The organism is Streptomyces sp. NPDC048606 (assembly GCF_040650855.1).
Lineage (GTDB): Bacteria > Actinomycetota > Actinomycetes > Streptomycetales > Streptomycetaceae > Streptomyces.
The window spans coordinates 16,754-35,980 of record NZ_JBEZIB010000051.1 but is presented as its reverse complement, the minus strand read 5'-3'; the positions used below and the strand labels follow the sequence as shown (position 1 = coordinate 35,980).

The window sequence follows — 19,227 nt, the reverse complement described above, 5'->3', positions numbered from 1 at the left end:
CGTGAGCACCCCCGAACTCCCCCTGATCGAGCAGAACGAAGGCGGCTGCGGCGACGACTGCGGTTGCGGTGACGGCGAGGAGACCGGTCTCGACCCGGCGCTCGCCCAGCTGCTGGTCGACGCGGGCCTGGACCCGATCGAGGTCGAGGACATCGCGCACATGGCGCTGTCCGAGGACCTGGACGGCGGGGTCGACGTGACCACCGTCGCGACCGTCCCCGAGGAGGCCGAGGCCGTCGCGGACTTCGTGGCCCGCGAGGCCGGTGTCGTGGCCGGTCTGCGGATCGCCGAGGCCGTGTTCTCCGTGGTGTGCACGGAGGCGTTCGAGGTCGAGCGGCACGCCGAGGACGGCGACCGGGTCGAGGCCGGCGCGCTGCTGCTGTCGGTCCGCGCCCGTACGCGCGACCTGCTGACGGCCGAGCGCAGCGCGCTGAACATCCTGTGCCGGCTGTCGGGCATCGCGACCGCCACCCGCCGCTGGGCGGACGTCCTGGAGGGCACGGGGGCGAAGGTCCGCGACACCCGCAAGACGACCCCGGGCCTGCGCTCGCTGGAGAAGTACGCGGTGCGCTGCGGCGGCGGCGTCAACCACCGCATGTCGCTGTCGGACGCGGCGCTGGTCAAGGACAACCACGTGGTGGCGGCCGGTGGCGTCGCCCAGGCCTTCAAGGCCGTCCGCGAGGCCTTCCCGGACGTGCCCGTCGAGGTCGAGGTCGACACGATGCACCAGGTCCGCGAGGTCGTGGACGCGGGCGCCGACCTGATCCTGCTGGACAACTTCACGGTCCCGGAGACCGAGGAGGCCGTCGCGATCGTGGCCGGTCGCGCGACGCTGGAGTCCTCGGGCCGGCTGACGCTGGAGAGCGCCCGCGCCTACGCCGGGACCGGTGTGGACTTCCTGGCGGTCGGCGCGCTCACGCACTCCTCGCCGATCCTGGACATCGGCCTCGACCTGCGCGAGGCGGTGTAAGGCGTGCTCCTCACCATCGACGTCGGCAACACCCATACGGTCCTCGGCCTGTTCGACGGTGACGAGATCGTCGAGCACTGGCGCATCTCGACCGACCCGCGCAGGACGGCCGACGAGTTGGCCGTCCTGATGCAGGGCCTGATGGGGACGCACCCGATGCTCGGCACCGAACTGGGCGACGGGATCCACGGCATCGCCATCTGCGCGACCGTCCCGTCCGTCCTGCACGAGCTGCGCGAGGTCACGCGCCGCTACTACGGGGACGTTCCGGCGGTGCTGGTGGAGCCGGGCGTCAAGACGGGCGTGCCGATCCTGATGGACAACCCGAAGGAGGTCGGCGCGGACCGCATCATCAACGCGGTCGCGGCCGTCGAGCTGTTCGGGGGGCCGGCGATCGTCGTCGACTTCGGTACGGCGACCACCTTCGACGCGGTCTCCACGAAGGGCGAGTACGTGGGCGGGGTGATCTCCCCGGGCATCGAGATCTCGATGGAGGCGCTCGGCGCGCGCGGCGCCCAGCTGCGCAAGATCGAGCTGGCGCGTCCGCGCAACGTGATCGGCAAGTCCACGGTCGAGGCGATGCAGTCGGGCGTGGTCTACGGGTTCGCGGGCCAGGTCGACGGGATCGTGAACCGGATGGCGCGCGAGCTCGCGGGCCCGGGCGGCGATCCGGACGACGTGCGCGTCATCGCCACCGGCGGGCTGGCCCCGATCGTCCTGGGCGAGTCCTCGGTGATCGACGACCACGAGCCGTGGCTGACGCTGATCGGCCTGCGGCTGGTCTACGAGCGCAACGTGCCCAACTTCGGCTGAGGCGAAGGCTCCGGCGCCCCCGCGAGGGGCCCGGCGCCCGCCCCCGCGGACGGCCCCCGCCCCACCGGCGGGGGCCGTCGGCGTCCGTCGGCGTCCGTCCGCGTCCGTCGACAGACGCCGACCGCGAGGGCGCGTGTCGCGCCCCTACGGCCTTTGTTCCGGGGCGACTTGGGGTCTGCGGCCTCCGGTCACCGGCCGCCAGGCCGAACCATCAGCTTCAAGCTGATCGGTTAGCTTGGCGGCGTCGGACGCCGCGCATGGGAAACGGCACCGCCGAGACGCCACAGGACGGCCCAAATGCCCCGTAAATCACCGTACTTGCAGGTGGTCGATTCACTCCGCGACCGGATCGAGGCGGGTGAATGGGAGATCGGCGGCAAACTGCCCTCGCGCGCCCGTTTCGCCGCCGAATACTCCGTCGGGCAGAGCGTCACCCAACGCGCCATGGAACAGCTGATCATCGAGGGCCTCCTCGAAGGCCGCGCCGGCTCCGGCACCTACGTCCGCACCCCGCGCCGCCGCATGCGCATGCTGCGCACCCGCCGTCGCGTCCCCGGCTCCGGCAACACCTTCCGCTCCGAGGCCGCCGCGCACGGCATCGCCGCCTCCTGGGACTCCCGCACCTACCCCCAGCTGCCCGCCCCCGCGCACATCGCGGCCCGCCTGGCCATCGAGCCCGGCGACCCCTGCGTGATGACCCGCTACGAGTTCATGGCCGACGGCAGTCCCGCCGAGCTCTCCGAGTCCTGGGAGCCGCTGGCCATCACCTCCGGCACCCCCGTCGTCATGCCGGAGGACGGCGAACTGCGCGGCGCGGGCGTCGTGGCCCGTATGCGCGCCATCGGCATCACGGTGGCCTCGGTCGTGGAGGTCCCGCGCCCCTCCCGGGCCAACCAGGATCAGGCCAACCTCCTCGGGATCAGCCTCGGCGCCCTGATCACCCAGGTCGAGCGCACGTACATCGACGCCGACGGCCGCCCCGTGGAGACCGCCGACCTCGTCATTCCGGACTCCCGCTACGAGATCGCGTACGCCTTTCCCGTTGAATGAGAACCGGCGGAGGAACGTCGCGCGTCGGAACATACGGGGCACGTTTTTCCCGGATGTCGGCCAAGTCCACGCCCCGTGGCGCTAGCGTCACGCTGGAGAAGCACCGCGACTCGTCCACTGCGGAGGAGAGACCATGACCGCGAACGCGCGCCCCGAGTGGCGGAAATCGTCCTACTGCGGCGAGGGTGACGCCTGCGTCTACGTCGCGGCGGCCCCCGGCACGCTCGTGCGGGTCGCCGACCGGGCCGACCCCGCGCACCTGGTGATGGCCACCACCCACGACGCCTGGGCCGCCTTCGTGGCGGCCGTCAAGCGCGGCGACTGAGCAGGCCGGGCGCGGCGGCCCCGGCCGTCCGCCGCGCCGCACATGCCCACCCTCAGGATGTTTTGTCCGATTAGCGCGTATCTTCGCCCCATGCCCACGCCCTACGGATCCCGCGGCGGCATGGCGTTCAGCGCCGCCGAGCTGCTCGTGCTCAGGCGTCTCCTCGCCCACGCCCTCCAGTCCTCCACGGCCCCCCTGACGGCCCTTGAGGTCCAGGACTGCCTGCGCCTCGCGGCGTCGGTGGACGAGGCCACCGCGGAGGCGCAGCGGCTCAGAGCCTTCCTGCTCGCCGATCTCGACCGCTACCGCGGAGCCCTGCCCGGGAGCCTCTCCGGCTACCTGGAGCTGCTCCAGGACGCCCTGGCGGCCGGCTACGAGCCCGTCCCGGACGATCTCGCGGCCCTGCGCGCCCTGCGGGCCAACCCGGCCGCCGCCGCCGTGCTGGCGCGCGCCCAGGCCGTCGCGGAGCGCTCCGTACGCCGCCGGCTGGCCGCGGCCGGCCCCGTCACCCCCGCGCCCCGCACCCGGCTGCTGGCCCTGGCCGGGGGGCGCGAGGAGCCCCGTACGGACGGCGAGCCCCGCACGGCCGCCGACCGGGCCGCGCGCGCCGACCGCGAGCCGCGCCCCGACCACGAGCCGCGTACCGGCACCGCCCGCTCCGCCGCCGCCGAGCCGCGCCCCGGGCAGCCCCGCCCGGAGCCCTCGCCCAAGGAACCCCCGCGCCCCGCCGAGCCCGGCAGGCCGGTCCCGACCCCCGGCGAGGTCTTCCCGCCGCGCCGCAAGCCGACCCCGCCCCCGGCGGCCGGTCGCGCGGTCGGGTAGCTAGGCTGGGGGGCATGGACTACGTCTCCGCGCTCGTGCCCCCCATCGTGATGGCCGCGTTCTTCATCGCCCTCGTGGTGACGATCGTCAAGAGCCAGGGCGGTGCCAACAAGGCCAAGGAGGATGCGGCCGTGGACGCCGTGCTCGCCCGCGCCGAGTCCGCGCAGCAGCCGCGCAAGTAGTCGCGCGAGGAGCCGCGCGAGGAAGCCCGGCGACCAACCGCGCGGGCAGCGCGCGGCCTCACGCCCGGTCGCCGGCCGGTCACCGCCAGGCGGTCGCCGCGCGGGTTTTCACCGCGCGTTGCCGACGAATAGTCGGGCAATTCATCCCAAGCCGCACTATCGTGCTGTTGTGCCTCGCCCCTTGGGAGAACTCGAAGACGCAGTGATGACGCGGGTGTGGCAGTGGAACCGCCCGGTCACCGTTCGGGAAGTCCTGGAAGACCTCCAGCAGGAACGGTCCATCGCGTACACCACGGTCATGACCGTTATGGACAATCTCCATCAGAAGGGCTGGGTCCGGCGGGAAGCCGAAGGCCGCGCCTACCGATATACGGCGGTCTCCACCCGCGCCGCCTACTCGGCCGCACTGATGAACGAAGCCTGGTCCACCAGCGACAACCCGGCGGCGGCTCTCGTCGCCTTCTTCGGCATGATGTCCGCGGAACAGCGCGAGGCCCTCCGCGACGCCGTACGGATCGTCCAGCACGACGACGAGACCCCGGTCGAACCCGAGGGGGAGTCCGGCGCACGCGGGACCGAGCCGGGGCGATAACGTCCGGGTATGGGAGACCTTTCCACCGCAGACGCGAAATCAGTCACGATCCGCCGCGCCCGCACCCGTGACGTCCCGGCCCTGCGCGGCCTGCTCGACCAGTACGTGCAGCAGCGGATCCTCCTCGACAAAGCCCCCGTGGTCCTTTACGAGGACATCCAGGAGTTCTGGGTCGCGGAACGGGACTCCGACGGCCGGGTGGTCGGCTGCGGCGCACTCCACGTCATGTGGGAAGACCTCGCGGAAGTGCGCACACTCGCCGTCGACCGCGAGTTGAAGGGCGCGGGCGTCGGGCACCAGGTGCTCGCCAGGTTGTTGGAGACGGCCCGTCGACTGGGCGTGAGCCGGGTATTCTGCCTGACCTTCGAAGTGGACTTCTTCGCGAAGCACGGCTTCGTCGAGATCGGCGAGACCCCCGTGGAGACCGATGTCTACATGGAGCTCCTGCGTTCCTATGACGAGGGCGTCGCCGAGTTCCTCGGTCTCGAACGAGTGAAGCCGAACACCTTGGGCAACAGCCGGATGCTTCTGCACCTCTGATCGATCACGCCGGGCTTTTCCGGGGCAGGGCCCGCCTGTGGCCTATGTCCGAATCGCGCACGTTTCCCGCCTTGTTGAGGTCCTGAACCTCTCCACGGGGGTTTGTGTTTTCCAGGCAAAAGCGGTTTCCTTTCCGCGTACTGCATTTTCGATGAAAGGAAATCCGGTGGCACAGAAGGTTCAGGTCCTTCTTGTCGACGACCTCGACGGTGGCGAGGCGGACGAGACCGTGACGTTCGCTCTGGATGGCAAGACCTACGAGATCGACCTCACCACCGCGAACGCAGAAAAGCTCCGCGGGCTGCTCGACCCTTACACCAAGGGTGGACGCCGCACCGGTGGCCGCGCCTCCACCGGTCGCGCCAAGGGCCGCGCCACGGCGTCCACGGGCAACCCGGACACCGCGGAGATCCGCGCCTGGGCGAAGTCCCAGGGCATGAGCGTCAACGACCGCGGCCGCGTCCCGGCCGAGATCCGCGAGGCCTACGAGAACGCCAAGGGCTGACGCGTACGCCGACCCAGGCGGGCGCGGTGGCATTCCGTCGCCGCCGCGGCCACCAGGCGTACGAGATCGGGCCCCGCGGCGTCCCCTCCGGGCCCGGTGCCCCGCCCGGGACCGGGCAGGGCCGGCAGTCGGGCCCCGCACCCCGGCTCCGGGGGCCGCAGCCACACGGCGGCCCCCCGCGGGACCCCGGAGCGCCCCGGCGGCACGGGAGCGGTGATCCCGCCCCCCGCGCCGAGGGCCACCAGGTCCAGGGCCACGCCGCCCCACTCCAGCCAGTCCAGCAGGCCGTCCAGCTCCTCGGCCCCGCCCGGGGCCACCAGGAAGAGCGTCCTGCGCCCCGCCAGCGCCACCGGACCGGTGGCCACGGGGCCCCGCAGCACCTCGGCACCGGCCTCCGCGGGCAGGTCCAGGACGTCGAACCGGGGACCGGTCAGGAGCGTCGCGGGCGGACCCGCGGCCACCGGCCAGCCCAGGACGCGCGCGTACCAGGCGGCCCACCCGGCCTCCCGGGACGTCGCCGCCGGCTCGGCGGCGGGCACGCGGGGCGACGGGACGAGGGCGCCGGCGGCACGGAAGACCATGACCGGAGCAACTGCGGCCCCGACCACGGGGTTACGCGGCGCGCACGGGTCATTGCGGAACGTAAACCCGCGTCGGGCGGAGTCCCACATTCGGGACACAAGCGTGTTCGCCCGTAGCGGAGGGAACCGTGCCCGGGGGCATGGACTGTCGGTCCTTACGGGTAAGACATTCCTAGTGGATCGGGGCGACACGCTGATTTGAGCGGCTTCCGTTCGCCATCGGCGTACACGTGTGACGGGTATCTGCCTGGCCTGCGGGAACATCGTCTCGCACCATCGGGTTGGAGCAGTTGTCGGCTCTTACAGCCGGTTTTCCTCACCGACGTGGGGGTGAGCCGCGGACGGATGTCGGCAGTTGGAATGAGCTGTCCCGCCCCGCGGGACTAGCATGCGGAAGGACAGGGCGGGGACCGACCCCGAACTGCCCGACCGCTCTGAGGAGCGATAAACGATGTTCGAGAGGTTCACCGACCGCGCGCGGCGGGTTGTCGTCCTGGCTCAGGAAGAAGCCCGGATGCTCAACCACAACTACATCGGCACCGAGCACATCCTCCTGGGCTTGATCCACGAGGGTGAGGGTGTCGCCGCTAAGGCCCTGGAGAGCCTCGGGATTTCGCTCGAGGCTGTTCGCCAGCAGGTTGAGGAGATCATCGGTCAGGGCCAGCAGGCCCCGTCCGGGCACATCCCCTTCACCCCGCGGGCGAAGAAGGTCCTGGAGCTTTCGCTCCGAGAGGCCCTCCAGCTCGGCCACAACTACATCGGCACCGAGCACATCCTGCTCGGCCTGATCCGCGAGGGCGAGGGCGTCGCCGCCCAGGTCCTCGTGAAGCTGGGCGCCGATCTCAACAGGGTTCGGCAGCAGGTCATCCAGCTGCTCTCCGGCTACACCGGCGGCGGCAAGGAGTCGGCCACGGCGGGCGGCCCGGCCGAGGGGACCCCCTCGACCTCGCTCGTCCTCGACCAGTTCGGCCGCAACCTCACCCAGGCGGCCCGCGAATCGAAGCTCGACCCGGTCATCGGGCGCGAGAAGGAGATCGAGCGGGTCATGCAGGTGCTGTCCCGCCGCACCAAGAACAACCCGGTCCTCATCGGCGAGCCCGGCGTCGGCAAGACCGCCGTCGTCGAGGGCCTGGCCCAGGCCATCGTCAAGGGCGAGGTGCCCGAGACCCTCAAGGACAAGCACCTCTACACCCTCGACCTGGGTGCGCTCGTCGCCGGTTCCCGCTACCGCGGTGACTTCGAGGAGCGCCTGAAGAAGGTCCTGAAGGAGATCCGCACCCGCGGCGACATCATCCTGTTCATCGACGAGCTCCACACCCTCGTGGGTGCGGGCGCCGCCGAGGGCGCGATCGACGCCGCGAGCATCCTGAAGCCCATGCTGGCCCGTGGTGAGCTCCAGACCATCGGTGCCACGACGCTCGACGAGTACCGCAAGCACCTTGAGAAGGACGCGGCGCTGGAGCGCCGCTTCCAGCCGATCCAGGTGGCGGAGCCTTCCCTCCCCCACACGATCGAGATCCTCAAGGGCCTGCGCGACCGCTACGAGGCCCACCACCGCGTCTCCATCACGGACGAGGCCCTCGTCCAGGCGGCGACGCTCGCGGACCGCTACATCTCGGACCGCTTCCTGCCGGACAAGGCGATCGACCTGATCGACGAGGCCGGCTCCCGGATGCGCATCCGTCGGATGACCGCGCCGCCGGACCTCCGCGAGTTCGACGAGAAGATCGCGGGCGTGCGCCGCGACAAGGAGTCGGCCATCGACTCCCAGGACTTCGAGAAGGCGGCTTCGCTCCGTGATTCGGAGAAGCAGCTGCTCGCCGCGAAGGCCAAGCGCGAGAAGGAATGGAAGGCCGGCGACATGGACGTCGTCGCCGAGGTCGACGGCGAGCTCATCGCCGAAGTCCTCGCGACCGCGACCGGCATTCCCGTCTTCAAGCTCACGGAGGAGGAGTCCTCCCGCCTCCTGCGCATGGAAGACGAGCTCCACAAGCGCGTCATCGGCCAGAAGGACGCCATCAAGGCGCTCTCCCAGGCCATCCGCCGTACCCGTGCGGGTCTGAAGGACCCGAAGCGTCCCGGTGGCTCGTTCATCTTCGCCGGCCCGTCCGGTGTCGGTAAGACCGAGCTGTCCAAGACGCTCGCCGAATTCCTCTTCGGTGACGAGGACGCGCTGATCTCCCTCGACATGTCGGAGTTCAGCGAGAAGCACACGGTTTCCCGTCTCTTCGGTTCGCCCCCCGGCTACGTGGGCTACGAAGAGGGCGGCCAGCTGACCGAGAAGGTCCGCCGGAAGCCGTTCTCCGTCGTCCTCTTCGACGAGGTCGAGAAGGCGCACCCGGATATCTTCAATTCCCTTCTCCAGATCCTGGAGGACGGTCGCCTGACCGACTCCCAGGGCCGGGTCGTGGACTTCAAGAACACGGTCATCATCATGACGACCAACCTGGGTACGCGGGACATCTCCAAGGGCTTCAACCTGGGCTTCGCCGCCCAGGGCGACGTCCGCACCGGTTACGACCGGATGAAGGCGAAGGTCAACGAAGAGCTCAAGCAGCACTTCCGGCCCGAGTTCCTGAACCGTGTCGACGACACGGTGGTCTTCCACCAGCTCAGCCAGGAAGACATCATCCAGATCGTCGACCTGATGATCGCCAAGGTGGACGAGCGCCTCAAGGACCGCGACATGGGCATCGAGCTCAGCGGTGACGCGAAGCTGCTCCTGGCCAAGCGCGGCTACGACCCGATCATGGGTGCGCGCCCGCTGCGCCGGACCATCCAGCGCGAGATCGAGGACCTGCTGTCGGAGAAGATCCTCTTCGGCGAGCTGCGCCCCGGTCACATCGTGGTCGTCGGCGTGGAGGGCGAGGGCGAGGACGCCAAGTTCACCTTCCGCGGCGAGGAGAAGTCGGCCCTGCCCGACCTGCCCCCGATCGAGGCCACGGGCTCCGGCCCGGACCTCTCCAAGGGCGCGTGAGCGGTAGCTCCTGACGCCGGGCGACAGGAGTGAAGGGGCGGCCCCGGAACCGATCGGTTCCGGGGCCGCCCCTTTCGCACGCCCCCAAGGGGCGTCCGCGGTCGCGGGCTTCGGTCCTCGCGGGCGGGGGCGGAGGTCCCGGGGCCGGTGACAAGCCGCACAGGGCAAATCGGACCTACTAGGACCTCTCGTAGGTTTTGGCGTCCGTTTTGTCCATGCCGCGCCCCAGTCCGGAGGCCGTCAACCGACCACGTCACACCCCGGCTCCTACGAGCCGGGGTAGTAAAAGGGATGTTTGGGGAAGTCCGGGGACACGGGTTACCAAGGATGGGCAAGCCCGGCACCGACGGCACACAGGCCGCAGAGCCGGGTCCTTTCTTGCCTGATTCACGTCCTTGTCCCCGGCCCCGGAGGTCCGCACATGTCCGCGAAGCGCGTCAGCACCCGTCGTATCCGCACCGCCATCACCGCCACCGGTCTCGGTGCGGTCCTGGCGCTCGGAGCCGGCACGGCCGCCGCCTTCGCCGACGAGGCCCCCTCCGCGATGCCCGCCACCGTCGAGCTGGCCGCCGTCCAGGCGCAGGCCGACGCCCAGGCCAAGGCCGCCGCCGCGCAGTCCGCCCTGTGGGCCAAGCCGGTCAAGAGCTACACGCTCTCCGCCACCTTCGGTCTCGGCGGCAACATGTGGTCGCACAAGCACTCCGGCCAGGACTTCGCCGTCCCGACCGGCACCCCGGTCAAGGCCGCCGCGGCCGGCACCGTCGTCAAGGCCGGCCCCAACGGTGGCGGCGACGGCCCCGCGTACGGCAACGCCGTCGTGATCAAGCACGCGAACGGCAAGTACTCCCAGTACGCGCACCTGTCGAAGATCCAGGTCCGCATCGGCCAGAAGGTCGCCGTCAACCAGCAGATCGCGCTGTCCGGCAACACCGGCAACTCCAGCGGCCCGCACCTGCACTTCGAGATCCGCACCACCCCGAACTACGGCTCGGCCATCAACCCGATGGCCTTCCTGCGGGGCGTCGGCGTCAGCATCTGACCCGGGCGGTACGCGGCCCCGGCCGCGCCGCCACAGCCCGAGGGCCCCGGACGTCACCACGTCCGGGGCCCTCGGGCGTTCCGTCGATCGGCGGCCGGCCGGGACCCGATCGGGAGCCGGCCGGACGGCCTAGACCAGCCAGGAGTGCGTCGGGCGGGTCTTCTTGTCGAGCTTGTCGTTCTTCATGCCGGTGATCTGCGCCTGGCCCAGTGCCTGGTCGAAGATCCGGATGTGGTCGAGCGGGCCGTCCCAGGCGGCGCTCCAGATCCCGTGGTGGCGGGCCCGACCCAGCTGGAGCGGACCGGGGCCCGCCCAGATGCCGGCGACCTGGGCCTGTCCGGCCTGCTTGTCGTCGACCCACAGCGCGATCGTCTTCTTCTCGGCGTCGTAGGTGCCCGTCAGCAGGGCCCACGTCCGCGTCGTGTCGACGTTGTCGGCGACGACCTGCTGGGCCGTGGCCCCCTGGCCCTTGTCGCCGGTCTGGACCCGGAACACCCAGGCCTTCTTGCCGTTCACGACCTCGAAGCCCAGCTCGAAGGAGTACGAGTCCCCGTCGCCCTGGCTCACCGCCATCCGGGAGCCGTTCTCGGCGACGTTGTAGGCGCGGGTGGAGACGGTGAAGCTCCGCGTCACGTCCACGGCGGCCTCGGAGCCCTGCGCGTAGGAGTCGGGCGTCCCCTTGAAGCGCACCTCGGTCCGCTTGGACAGCTCTCCCAGGGAGGCGCCGGGGCCCAGGGCCACGGCCAGCTTGCCGCTGCGGTCGCGCAGCAGGTTGGGCTCGCCCGGCACGGTGGGGGAGTCGTCCTCGGAGGCCTTCGGGTCGGGGGATTCTGCCGTGCCGCCGGAGGGGTCGGGGGAGCCGGAGACGGCGGTGGCCGGCTTGTCGGCGGGGTCGTCGGAGTCCCGCAGGAAGAACCAGGCGGTGCCGCCCGCGACGAGGGCGAGGACGAGGCCGCCGATCCCGAAGGTCAGCAGCCGGCGCTTGCGCTGTTCGGCCTCGGTGCGGTCGGCCAGCGCCTGCCAGTCGGGCTGCGGGGTGGCGCTGAAGGTCTCGGGGGCCGGGAACGCAGCCTGGGGCTGTGCCTGCGGCTGCGGCTGTGCGGGTCCGGCCGGCGGCGGCCCGAAGCCCTGCCCCTGCCCCTGCCCCGGGGCCGGTTCGGACCGGTACGGGTTCGGCTGCCCCGGCTGCGGCGCGCCGTACCCGCCGGGTATCGCGCCCGGCGGGTATCCGTAGCCGCCGCCGCTCCCGGGGGCGGGGTCGGGCTGGGGGCTGTGCGGGCGATCCGTACCGTCAGTCATGGCACGGATGCTAAGACATGGGCCCGTCGCGGCGAACGGCCCCGTCGGTCCCGGAGCCGTACCCCGTCGGTCCCGGGCCCCGGCGCCGCCGCCCCGCGGGCCCGTACGCCGCCCCGCGGGCCCGTGGTTCAGCCCGGGAGCTGGATGATCGGGAAGCTTCCCGTGGCCGTCGGGGCGTGCTCCGGGAGCCACAGCACCGCCACCGCGCCGGCGGAGGCGCCCTCGGCCACCGACCCGCCGGGCGCGGCGACGTTGCGGAACGTCAGCCGGGCGCCGAGGACCCGCGCCTGTCCCTCCGCGATGGTCAGCCCCAGGCCGTGGCCGACGCCGGCGCGGTCCGTGGAGCCGGTGCGGAAGCGGCTCGGGCCCTCGCGCAGCAGGGCTTCGGGGAAGCCGGGGCCGTGGTCGCGCACCCGCACGACGCGGCCCTCGATGTCGACCTGGATCGGGGCCTTGCCGTAGCGGGCGGCGTTCGCCAACAGGTTGCCGAGGATGCGCTCCAGGCGGCGCGGATCCGTGCTGACGATCTCGTCCGCCACGACCCGTACGGTCGCCTCGGGCATGAGCGTGGCCACCCTGCGGCTGACGAACTCGCCCAGGGCCACGTCCTGGAGCTCGGCCCGCTCGGAGGCGCTGTCCAGCCGGGCCACCTCCAGGACGTCCTCGACCAGGGCCCGCATGGCCTGGGCCCGGTCGCGCACCAGCTCCGTCGGACGGCCGGGCGGCAGCAGCTCCGCGGCGGTGAGCAGGCCCGTCACCGGGGTGCGCAGCTCGTGGGCGATGTCGGCGGTCACCCGCCGTTCGGCCTCCAGCCGTTGTTGGAGGGCGTCGGCCATGGCGTCCACGGCGCGCGCGAGGTCGTCCGTCTCGTCGCGTACGACGCCTCCCACCGCGTCCCGTACGCGGACCTCGGGGTCCCCGTGCGCGACGCGCTGGGCGGCGGCCGCGGCCTTGCGCAGCCGGCTGGAGATCTGGCCGCCGATGAGCACGCCGAGGGCCGAGCCGCCGATCACCACGGCGAGGGAGCCGACGATGAGCGCCTGGTCCAGGTCCCGCACCATGTTGGCGCTCTCCCGGAAGGGGTGGTGCAGGGACAGCACCTGCCCGTTGCCGAGCGGGACGGCGGCCCACACCTCCTGCTTGCCCCTCGGGTTCTCCTGGATGTAGGTGCCGCGCCGGCCCGACCGGGCCTTCTCCCGCAGTTCGGCGGGCAGGTCGGGGTCGTTGAGCTTGGCGCCCCAGATGGGCTTGCGGCCGGCTTCGGCGTTCACGGCGATGAACTGGACGCGGGCCAGCTCGCCGTCGCGGGCGCTCTCCAGCATCGAGACGCGGGCGGCGCTGTGCACCACCAGGCTCAGGGCGAGCGCGGTGAGCGCGCCGACGGCGGCGATGGCGAGCGTGATCTTCCAGCGGATCCCCGTGCGCAGGGTGAAGCGCCTCATATGGTGGTGGCCCTCATGCGGTGGTGGTCCTCACGCGGTCGCGGTTCTCATGCGGTCGGACCTCATGCCTTGAGCTTGTAGCCGAAGCCGCGGACCGTCTCGATGCGGTCCTGGCCGATCTTGGTGCGCAGTCGTTGGACGTGGACGTCCACGACGCGGGTGTCGCCGCCCCAGTCGTAGTCCCACACCCGCTCCAGGAGCCGGTCGCGGGACAGGACGGTGCCGGGGGCGGAGGAGAACTCCAGGAGCAGTCGCATCTCGGTGGGGGTCAGGGCCACCGGGGCGCCGGCCCTGCGGACCTCCATGCCCTCGGTGTCGACCTCCAGGTCGCCGAAGGACAGCACGCCGCGCTCGCCGGAGTCGTCCGCGTCGGGGCCGCCGTAGGCGCCGTTGTGGTTGCCGCCGGCGTGTCCGAAGCGGCGCAGGACGGCGCGGATGCGGGCGACCAGCACGGAGCCGTCGAAGGGCTTGGTGACGTAGTCGTCGGCGCCCGCCTCCAGGCCCAGGACCACGTCGATGGAGTCGGCGCGCGCCGACAGCATGATGACGGGGACGGTGGACTCGTCGCGGATGCGCCGGCACAGGCTCACGCCGTCCATGCCCGGCACCATGACGTCCAGCAGCGCGATGTCGGGGCGGTTCGCGCGGAAGGACTCCAGGCCGGACAGGCCGTCGGGCATGGCGGTGACCACGAACCCGTCGCGTTCCAGCGCCAGGGTCGTGGCCTCGCGGATGACGTCGTCGTCCTCCACGAACAGCACGTGGGTCTCCGCCATGCCCAGCCTCACTTCGTGTCCTCGCCGCGGTCGTCCGTCTCGCGCGGGCCGCGGTGCTCCCGTACGTCAGTTCTTGGTGATGGCCGGTGCGGGTTGGCCCCCGCCGTCGACCACGTTGCTGTACTCCGTGTGCACCCGGTCCAGTTCGGTGAACTTCTCCCCGTCCCAGCGGTAGGTGATCACGTCTTCGCCGGAGGGGTAGGCCAGGGCGTCGCTCTTCGCGTAGACCGGCTTGTTGACCACGAGGTCGCCCCGGTCGATCTCGGCGTAGACGGGTGGTCGCTCGTCCGAGAACACATTCTCGTACTTGCCGGCCGCCGACCGGTACACGTACGAGCCGCGGCCGAGCGCGTCGGCGCAGGACAGCACGTTGACCACGATGTCGACTTCCGTGTTCCCGGTGACCTTGCCGTAGCTGACGTCCACCGGGTACTCGTTGCCCGTGCAGGGCTTGAGGTCCCGTTTGACGGCGGAGCTGACCTTGGGGTCCGCCTTCAGCAGGGCCACCGGGTCGACCTTCTTGACCGGGCTCGCCGTGCCCGCGGCGGGCGAGTGGCCGGGCGCGGCCGGTTCGGTGGCCGCCTCGGCCGTCGGCGGGGTGCTGCGCACCACCGGGTCGGTCCGGGCGGGGCCGCCGTCCCGCAGACCCGTGCCGCCGGTGGAACATCCGGCCGCGAACAGCACTGTGCCGACGAGGACGATCGTCCCCGTCGACATCAGCACCAGTGAAGACCTGCCGCTCAGATCTGGGCCCCTCAGGCCGCGCACCGCTCCCGCCCCTCGTCACGGATGGTGTGGTCACCGCGTTCCAGCGCGCGCAGGTCCAGGTCCCGACTCTCCAGCTCCTGCCGGAGTCGGGCCAGGGCGCGGTGCAGGGTGCTCTTCACGGTTCCCGTCGACATGCCGAGCGCCGCGGCCGTTTCCTCGGTGCTCATCTGTTCCCAGTGTCGCAGGACCACCACGCTGCGCTGCTTGGGCGCGAGCACCTTGAGGATGTCCATCAGCAGGGCGCGGTCGGCGCGCTGCTCGGAGCCGTCCTCGACGGAGGCGTCCGGGAGCTGCTCGGTGGGGACCTCGTCGAGCTTGCGGGCCCGCCACCACTCGGTCCGGGTGTTGATCATGACCCGGCGGAGGTAGGCGTCGGCCAGGGACTTGTCGGCGATGCCCTCCCAGCGGCCGTAGGTGCGCACGAGCGCGGTCTGCAGGAGGTCCTGCGCGTCGGTGGGGTCCGGGACCAGGCGACGGGCACTGCGCAGGAGCGCGTCCTGCCGGGTGCGTACGTACTCCTCGAATTCGAGTACCTCGCCGTGCGCCATCCTGACCGCCTCCGCCTGCCGTCCACCGAACGTCCCTGCCTTGTGGATCCGAAGTTACGGACGGGTTGTCACGGCACTGTGCGGGTCAGCCTTCGGTGGGCGCACGGACACCCGTAGGTTGTGTAACAACGCCCGTGAGCTGCGGTTTCGTGGGCGGAAGCGGAATCTGTGCCTCAGTTCGACGGGGTCCGGGGTCGCGGGCCGGCGCCGCGGAAGGGCGGGGCCCGGCGCCACGGCCTCCCCGCTCAGCCCTGCGGCAGCCGGTACATCCCCTGCGCGAGCGGCTCCACCAGCCCGTCCGCGACCAGCCCGTCCAGCGACCGCGCCCGCTGCACCGGCTCGTCCCACACCGTGTCCAGCACCGACTGCGGAACGGGGCCGACCGCCTCCCGCAGCACGGCGAGGAGCTTGCCGCGCACCTGCCGGTCGGTGCCCGCGTACGTCTGACCGCGCCGCGGCGGCCCGTCGTGCGCCGGCTTGCCCGCCAGCCGCCAGGCGCACTGCCCGGCCACCGGGCAGCGCGCGCAGTCCGGGCTCTTGGCGGTGCACACGAGGGCGCCCAGCTCCATGGAGGCCGCCGCCCAGCGGGCCGCCGTCGGCTCGTCCTCGGGCAGCAACTCGCGCGCCAGGCGCCGCTCGGCGGCGGTCGTCGCGTTCGGCGGGTACTCGACGCCGGTGGTGGTGCGGGCGAAGACCCGCCGCACGTTCGTGTCCAGCACCGCGTGCCGCTGCCCGTACGCGAAGGAGGCCACCGCCGCCGCCGTGTACTCGCCGATCCCCGGCAGCGCGAGCAGCTGCGCGTGGTCGCGCGGTACGTCGCCCCCGTGCCGCTCCGTTATCGCCACCGCCGCGCCGTGCAGGCGCAGCGCCCGCCGGGGGTAGCCCAGGCGCCCCCAGGCCCGTACGGCCTCGCCCGGCGCCTCGGCGGCCAGGTCGGCCGGTCGGGGCCAGCGGGCGATCCACTGCTCGTAGACCGGCAGGACCCGGCTGACGGGCGTCTGCTGGAGCATGAACTCGCTGACCATGACCCCCCAGGGGCCGGCCTCGGGCCGACGCCAGGGCAGGTCACGGGCGTGCTCGTCGAACCAGGTGATGACGGACGAGTGCAGCAGCGCGCGCGCACGCGCGGCGGAGGTGTCTGAAGGCGATGCAGTCATGGCACACGCATCCTGGCACGTTTCGGGCTCAGTGCGCCGGGCCCCGGCCGGTGAACCAGACGGCCAGCGGATTGCCGGAGCCCCGCACGGCGGAGGTCAGCCGCGTCATCGGACCGGCCAGGCCGAGCACGGCCAGCGTCCCCAGGGAGGCGCCCAACAGCAGCCCCATCGCCACGTCGTGCGGGTAGTGCGCCCCGACGAACACCCGGGAGTACGCCATCAGCACCGCCACCGGGAGCGTCAGCAGCGCCAGCCGGGGCGCGGCGAGCGCCACGCCCACGGCCGCCGCGGCGGCGATCGCCGAGTGGTTGCTGGGGAAGGACCAGTCCCCGTAGGGCGGGCACGGCAGCAGGGACGCGGCGGCCCCGGCCACGGCCCGGCACGGCCGTTCCTCCTCGATGGTCGACTTGACCCCCTCGGAGGCGACGTAGACGAGGGCGGTGACCAGCGGCGCCAGGACCGCCAGGGCGAGCGCCCGCGGGGCCTGCGCGCGCGCCCGCCACCACACGGATATGTAGAGCACGGCGAAGAGCAGGAGCCCGTATTCGGTGAAGACCTCGACTGCCGACTGCAACCAGGGGGGCGCGGAGTGGGCGTAGTCGGTGATGTCGCGATAGAGGTCAGAGCTGTCCATGGTCACTGACGGTACGCAAGGCCCCGGAGCGGTCGTACCGGGCCCCTGGCTCATACCGACCGCCCCCGTGTGCTCCCGCGGGATGATCATCGGCAAAACCTGTCGGAACCGCGGCATGTGGGGCACTGATCGCGGGGCGAGTTCTCGTAAGGTTCGGTGCGTGGGATCACTGCGCAATCCGGTCGGGCCGCTCCCCTCCTCCATCTACTGGCGGCGGAGGGCCGTGTTGGCGTCCGTCGCCGCGCTCCTCGCGCTGCTCGCCGTATGGACCGTCAGTTCCGGTGGCGGCGGCTCCAGTACGAACGGCAAGGGCGGCGGAGACGGCTCCGGCCCCACCAAGACCATCACCCCGGGCCCCTCGGGCACCGGGCCGGCGATCAGTCAGGCGCCGGGCGGGCGCACCGAGTCGGGCGCCGCGGCCGGCACCGGCACCGGTTCAGGCTCGGGCGCGGGCGGCGTCGGCAAGAACGGCGAGCCGGGCGGTGGCCCGGGCGCCGGCGCCGCCGGCGGATCGACCGCGGGCGGCGGCGCCCAGGTCCCGGCGGACTCCCCCCTGCCCACGTGCGCGCCCGGCGCCGTGCAGTGGGAGGTCAAGAGCGTGAAGAACGAGTACGAGACGAACGAGAAGCCCCGCCTCGAACTCTTCGTCCGCAACGTCACCGGCAGCACCTGCAAGTTCGGAATCGGCCCGAAGCAGGCCGTCGTGACGATCCTTCAGGCCACGGGCGCCAAGGCCGTCTGGTCCTCCGCCGACTGCCCCACCGGCGCGGCCACCGCCTTCTTCCGCGTCCCGGCGCAGGGCGAGGCGAAGCAGTCGCTGGAGTGGGACCGCAGGTTCAGCGCCCCCGACCAGTGCCAGACGCCGCCGGCGGGCAGCGCCACCCCGGACACGTACGTGGTGGAGGTCAAGGCGAAGGACATGCCGGTGGCCCAGACCTCGTTCGTCCTGAAGCAGGACTGACCCGACCGACGGGACCCGACCCACGGGACCCGACCGACGGGGCTCCGGGAGGCATGCCGAAGGGCGCTCCCGGGGCCGTCGGCCGCCGGGTCCACGGGAACTCCTAGACGTAGCGCTCCAGGATCGAGGACTCCGCCAGGCGCGACAGGCCCTCCCGGACGCTGCGCGCCCGCGCCTCGCCGACGCCGTCCACGGTCTGGAGGTCGTCCACGCTCGCGGCCAGCAGCTTCTGCAGGCCCCCGAAGTGCTCGACCAGCCGCTCGATGATCGCCCCCGGCAGCCGCGGCACCTTCGCCAGCAGCCGGTACCCGCGCGGGGACACCGCCGAGTCCAGGGTCTCCGGCGAACCGGTGTAACCCAGGGCCTTCGCCACGATGGCCAGCTCCAGCAGCTCCGGATGCGTCAGCGCGTCCAGCGCCGGCAGCGCCTCGTCCACCGTGCGGGAACGCTTCGCCGTCGGCTCCGGCACGTAGTCCCGGATGACCAGCTCGCGCTCCTGCTCGATGCCGACGGTCAGCTCGTCCAGCTGGAGCGAGAGCAGTCGCCCGTCCGTGCCCAGTTCGACCACGTACTCGGCGATCTCCGTCGCGATCCGGCGGACCATTTCCAGCCGCTGCGCGACCGCCGTCACGTCGCGGACCGTGACCAGGTCCTCGATCTCCAGCGCCGACAGCGTGCCCGCGACCTCGTCCAGGCGCAGCTTGTACCGCTCCAGCGTGGCCAGCGCCTGGTTGGCCCGCGACAGGATCGCCCCGGACTCCTCCAGGACCCGCCGCTCGCCGTCCACGTACAGGGCGATCAGCCGCATCGACTGCGAGACCGACACCACCGGGAAGCCGCACTGCTTGGAGACGCGGTCGGCGGTACGGTGCCGGGTGCCCGTCTCCTCCGTGGGGATCGAGGCGTCCGGGACCAGCTGCACGCCGGCGCGCAGGATCTTGGTGAGGTCCTTGTCGAGGATCAGCGCCCCGTCGAGCTTGCACAGCTCGCGCAGCCGCGTCGCCGTGAACTCCACGTCGAGGACGAAGCCGCCCGTGCACATCGCCTCGACGGCCTTGTCCATGCCGAGGACGATCAGGCCGCCCGTGTTGCCGCGGACGATCCGCTCCAGGCCGTCGCGCAACGGCTGACCGGGCGCGACCGCACTGAGCGAGGCGCGCATGAGGGCGTCGTGCTTGGAGCTCGCGCCGGACTTCCCGGGTGCCGATGCCCCGTCCTTGGCTGCCACTGCACTCCTCCGGTCGCG

21 protein-coding genes are annotated in these 19,227 nt (G+C 72.0%); 12 read left to right on the top strand and 9 right to left on the bottom strand.

The window, feature by feature from the left end; all coding sequences use genetic code 11:
* Position 1: 1 nt before the first annotated feature.
* From nadC to AB0D01_RS35925, 9 genes are all read left to right on the top strand, one after another.
* Complete coding sequence (gene nadC / locus AB0D01_RS35965; protein WP_363062941.1) at positions 2-970, top strand: carboxylating nicotinate-nucleotide diphosphorylase; 969 nt, start codon at positions 2-4, stop codon at positions 968-970.
* Between the two features lie 3 nt (positions 971-973).
* Positions 974-1,783 (top strand): type III pantothenate kinase, encoded by an 810-nt coding sequence (locus AB0D01_RS35960; protein WP_363062924.1) that lies wholly within the window; start codon positions 974-976, stop codon positions 1,781-1,783.
* Positions 1,784-2,080: 297 nt separating this feature from the next.
* Entirely contained in the window at positions 2,081-2,833 is a 753-nt protein-coding gene (locus AB0D01_RS35955; RefSeq protein ID WP_363062922.1) for a GntR family transcriptional regulator, read from the top strand.
* A gap of 133 nt (positions 2,834-2,966) precedes the next feature.
* Positions 2,967-3,158, top strand: coding sequence for a DUF397 domain-containing protein (locus AB0D01_RS35950; RefSeq protein WP_363062920.1), 192 nt, complete (start codon positions 2,967-2,969; stop codon positions 3,156-3,158).
* A 90-nt stretch (positions 3,159-3,248) separates the two neighbouring features.
* Positions 3,249-3,980 carry a hypothetical protein gene (locus AB0D01_RS35945; protein WP_363062918.1) on the top strand — a complete coding sequence of 244 codons (732 nt, stop codon included), beginning with the start codon at positions 3,249-3,251 and terminating at the stop codon, positions 3,978-3,980.
* Positions 3,981-3,994: 14 nt separating this feature from the next.
* Positions 3,995-4,162 (top strand): hypothetical protein, encoded by a 168-nt coding sequence (locus AB0D01_RS35940; RefSeq protein WP_363062916.1) that lies wholly within the window; start codon positions 3,995-3,997, stop codon positions 4,160-4,162.
* 169 nt (positions 4,163-4,331) lie between these two features.
* Positions 4,332-4,754: a BlaI/MecI/CopY family transcriptional regulator gene (locus AB0D01_RS35935; RefSeq protein ID WP_363062914.1), complete on the top strand. Its 423-nt coding sequence runs from the start codon at positions 4,332-4,334 to the stop codon at positions 4,752-4,754.
* 9 nt (positions 4,755-4,763) lie between these two features.
* Entirely contained in the window at positions 4,764-5,294 is a 531-nt protein-coding gene (locus AB0D01_RS35930; RefSeq protein ID WP_363062913.1) for an amino-acid N-acetyltransferase, read from the top strand.
* Between the two features lie 166 nt (positions 5,295-5,460).
* Positions 5,461-5,799: an Lsr2 family protein gene (locus tag AB0D01_RS35925; RefSeq protein ID WP_363062911.1), complete on the top strand. Its 339-nt coding sequence runs from the start codon at positions 5,461-5,463 to the stop codon at positions 5,797-5,799.
* On the opposite strand, the gene AB0D01_RS35920 is transcribed toward AB0D01_RS35925, so the two are convergent.
* The gene (locus AB0D01_RS35920; RefSeq protein WP_363062909.1) at positions 5,778-6,380 is read right to left on the bottom strand and encodes an SCO3374 family protein; all 603 of its coding nucleotides are present in this window, start codon (positions 6,378-6,380) and stop codon (positions 5,778-5,780) included. The genes AB0D01_RS35925 and AB0D01_RS35920 overlap by 22 nt on opposite strands.
* A gap of 451 nt (positions 6,381-6,831) precedes the next feature.
* Between AB0D01_RS35920 and AB0D01_RS35915 the strand changes: the two genes are divergently transcribed.
* Both AB0D01_RS35915 and AB0D01_RS35910 read left to right on the top strand, forming a co-directional pair.
* Complete coding sequence (locus tag AB0D01_RS35915; RefSeq protein ID WP_363062907.1) at positions 6,832-9,357, top strand: ATP-dependent Clp protease ATP-binding subunit; 2,526 nt, start codon at positions 6,832-6,834, stop codon at positions 9,355-9,357.
* Positions 9,358-9,778: 421 nt separating this feature from the next.
* The gene (locus AB0D01_RS35910; protein ID WP_363062905.1) at positions 9,779-10,396 is read left to right on the top strand and encodes a M23 family metallopeptidase; all 618 of its coding nucleotides are present in this window, start codon (positions 9,779-9,781) and stop codon (positions 10,394-10,396) included.
* Positions 10,397-10,525: 129 nt separating this feature from the next.
* Here AB0D01_RS35910 and AB0D01_RS35905 read toward each other — a convergent pair whose 3' ends face one another.
* From AB0D01_RS35905 to AB0D01_RS35875, 7 genes are all read right to left on the bottom strand, one after another.
* Positions 10,526-11,695 carry a LamG-like jellyroll fold domain-containing protein gene (locus AB0D01_RS35905; RefSeq protein ID WP_363062903.1) on the bottom strand — a complete coding sequence of 390 codons (1,170 nt, stop codon included), beginning with the start codon at positions 11,693-11,695 and terminating at the stop codon, positions 10,526-10,528.
* A 128-nt stretch (positions 11,696-11,823) separates the two neighbouring features.
* Positions 11,824-13,137 carry a two-component system sensor histidine kinase CseC gene (cseC, locus tag AB0D01_RS35900; protein ID WP_363062901.1) on the bottom strand — a complete coding sequence of 438 codons (1,314 nt, stop codon included), beginning with the start codon at positions 13,135-13,137 and terminating at the stop codon, positions 11,824-11,826.
* Positions 13,138-13,199: 62 nt separating this feature from the next.
* Entirely contained in the window at positions 13,200-13,913 is a 714-nt protein-coding gene (cseB, locus tag AB0D01_RS35895) for a two-component system response regulator CseB (RefSeq protein WP_363062899.1), read from the bottom strand.
* A gap of 66 nt (positions 13,914-13,979) precedes the next feature.
* The gene (locus AB0D01_RS35890; protein ID WP_363062897.1) at positions 13,980-14,630 is read right to left on the bottom strand and encodes a hypothetical protein; all 651 of its coding nucleotides are present in this window, start codon (positions 14,628-14,630) and stop codon (positions 13,980-13,982) included.
* Between the two features lie 38 nt (positions 14,631-14,668).
* Positions 14,669-15,229, bottom strand: a complete 561-nt coding sequence (locus AB0D01_RS35885; RefSeq protein ID WP_363062895.1) for a SigE family RNA polymerase sigma factor — start codon at positions 15,227-15,229, stop codon at positions 14,669-14,671.
* Between the two features lie 245 nt (positions 15,230-15,474).
* Positions 15,475-16,386, bottom strand: coding sequence for an A/G-specific adenine glycosylase (locus AB0D01_RS35880; RefSeq protein WP_363062893.1), 912 nt, complete (start codon positions 16,384-16,386; stop codon positions 15,475-15,477).
* A gap of 28 nt (positions 16,387-16,414) precedes the next feature.
* The gene (locus tag AB0D01_RS35875) at positions 16,415-17,020 is read right to left on the bottom strand and encodes a phosphatase PAP2 family protein (protein ID WP_363062891.1); all 606 of its coding nucleotides are present in this window, start codon (positions 17,018-17,020) and stop codon (positions 16,415-16,417) included.
* Between the two features lie 160 nt (positions 17,021-17,180).
* Here AB0D01_RS35875 and AB0D01_RS35870 point away from each other — a divergent pair, with 160 nt between their 5' ends.
* A complete protein-coding gene (locus tag AB0D01_RS35870) occupies positions 17,181-17,981 on the top strand; it encodes a hypothetical protein (RefSeq protein ID WP_363062889.1) in 801 nt (266 codons plus the stop codon).
* Between the two features lie 103 nt (positions 17,982-18,084).
* Here AB0D01_RS35870 and disA read toward each other — a convergent pair whose 3' ends face one another.
* Positions 18,085-19,209 carry a DNA integrity scanning diadenylate cyclase DisA gene (gene disA, locus AB0D01_RS35865; RefSeq protein ID WP_363062888.1) on the bottom strand — a complete coding sequence of 375 codons (1,125 nt, stop codon included), beginning with the start codon at positions 19,207-19,209 and terminating at the stop codon, positions 18,085-18,087.
* Between the last annotated feature and the right edge of the window lie 18 nt (positions 19,210-19,227).

What these genes read in the sequence shown, in the direction of transcription:
- AB0D01_RS35955 (WP_363062922.1), top strand. Translation starts at nt 2,081, where the DNA reads ATGCCCCGTAAATCACCGTACTTGCAGGTGGTCGATTCACTCCGCGAC.
- AB0D01_RS35950 (WP_363062920.1), top strand. Translation starts at nt 2,967, where the DNA reads ATGACCGCGAACGCGCGCCCCGAGTGGCGGAAATCGTCCTACTGCGGC.
- AB0D01_RS35945 (WP_363062918.1), top strand. Translation starts at nt 3,249, where the DNA reads ATGCCCACGCCCTACGGATCCCGCGGCGGCATGGCGTTCAGCGCCGCC.
- AB0D01_RS35940 (WP_363062916.1), top strand. Translation starts at nt 3,995, where the DNA reads ATGGACTACGTCTCCGCGCTCGTGCCCCCCATCGTGATGGCCGCGTTC.
- AB0D01_RS35930 (WP_363062913.1), top strand. Translation starts at nt 4,764, where the DNA reads ATGGGAGACCTTTCCACCGCAGACGCGAAATCAGTCACGATCCGCCGC.
- AB0D01_RS35920 (WP_363062909.1), bottom strand. Translation starts at nt 6,380, where the DNA reads ATGGTCTTCCGTGCCGCCGGCGCCCTCGTCCCGTCGCCCCGCGTGCCC.
- AB0D01_RS35915 (WP_363062907.1), top strand. Translation starts at nt 6,832, where the DNA reads ATGTTCGAGAGGTTCACCGACCGCGCGCGGCGGGTTGTCGTCCTGGCT.
- AB0D01_RS35910 (WP_363062905.1), top strand. Translation starts at nt 9,779, where the DNA reads ATGTCCGCGAAGCGCGTCAGCACCCGTCGTATCCGCACCGCCATCACC.
- AB0D01_RS35905 (WP_363062903.1), bottom strand. Translation starts at nt 11,695, where the DNA reads ATGACTGACGGTACGGATCGCCCGCACAGCCCCCAGCCCGACCCCGCC.
- cseC (WP_363062901.1), bottom strand. Translation starts at nt 13,137, where the DNA reads ATGAGGCGCTTCACCCTGCGCACGGGGATCCGCTGGAAGATCACGCTC.
- cseB (WP_363062899.1), bottom strand. Translation starts at nt 13,913, where the DNA reads ATGGCGGAGACCCACGTGCTGTTCGTGGAGGACGACGACGTCATCCGC.
- AB0D01_RS35890 (WP_363062897.1), bottom strand. Translation starts at nt 14,630, where the DNA reads ATGTCGACGGGGACGATCGTCCTCGTCGGCACAGTGCTGTTCGCGGCC.
- AB0D01_RS35885 (WP_363062895.1), bottom strand. Translation starts at nt 15,229, where the DNA reads ATGGCGCACGGCGAGGTACTCGAATTCGAGGAGTACGTACGCACCCGG.
- AB0D01_RS35880 (WP_363062893.1), bottom strand. Translation starts at nt 16,386, where the DNA reads ATGACTGCATCGCCTTCAGACACCTCCGCCGCGCGTGCGCGCGCGCTG.
- AB0D01_RS35875 (WP_363062891.1), bottom strand. Translation starts at nt 17,020, where the DNA reads ATGGACAGCTCTGACCTCTATCGCGACATCACCGACTACGCCCACTCC.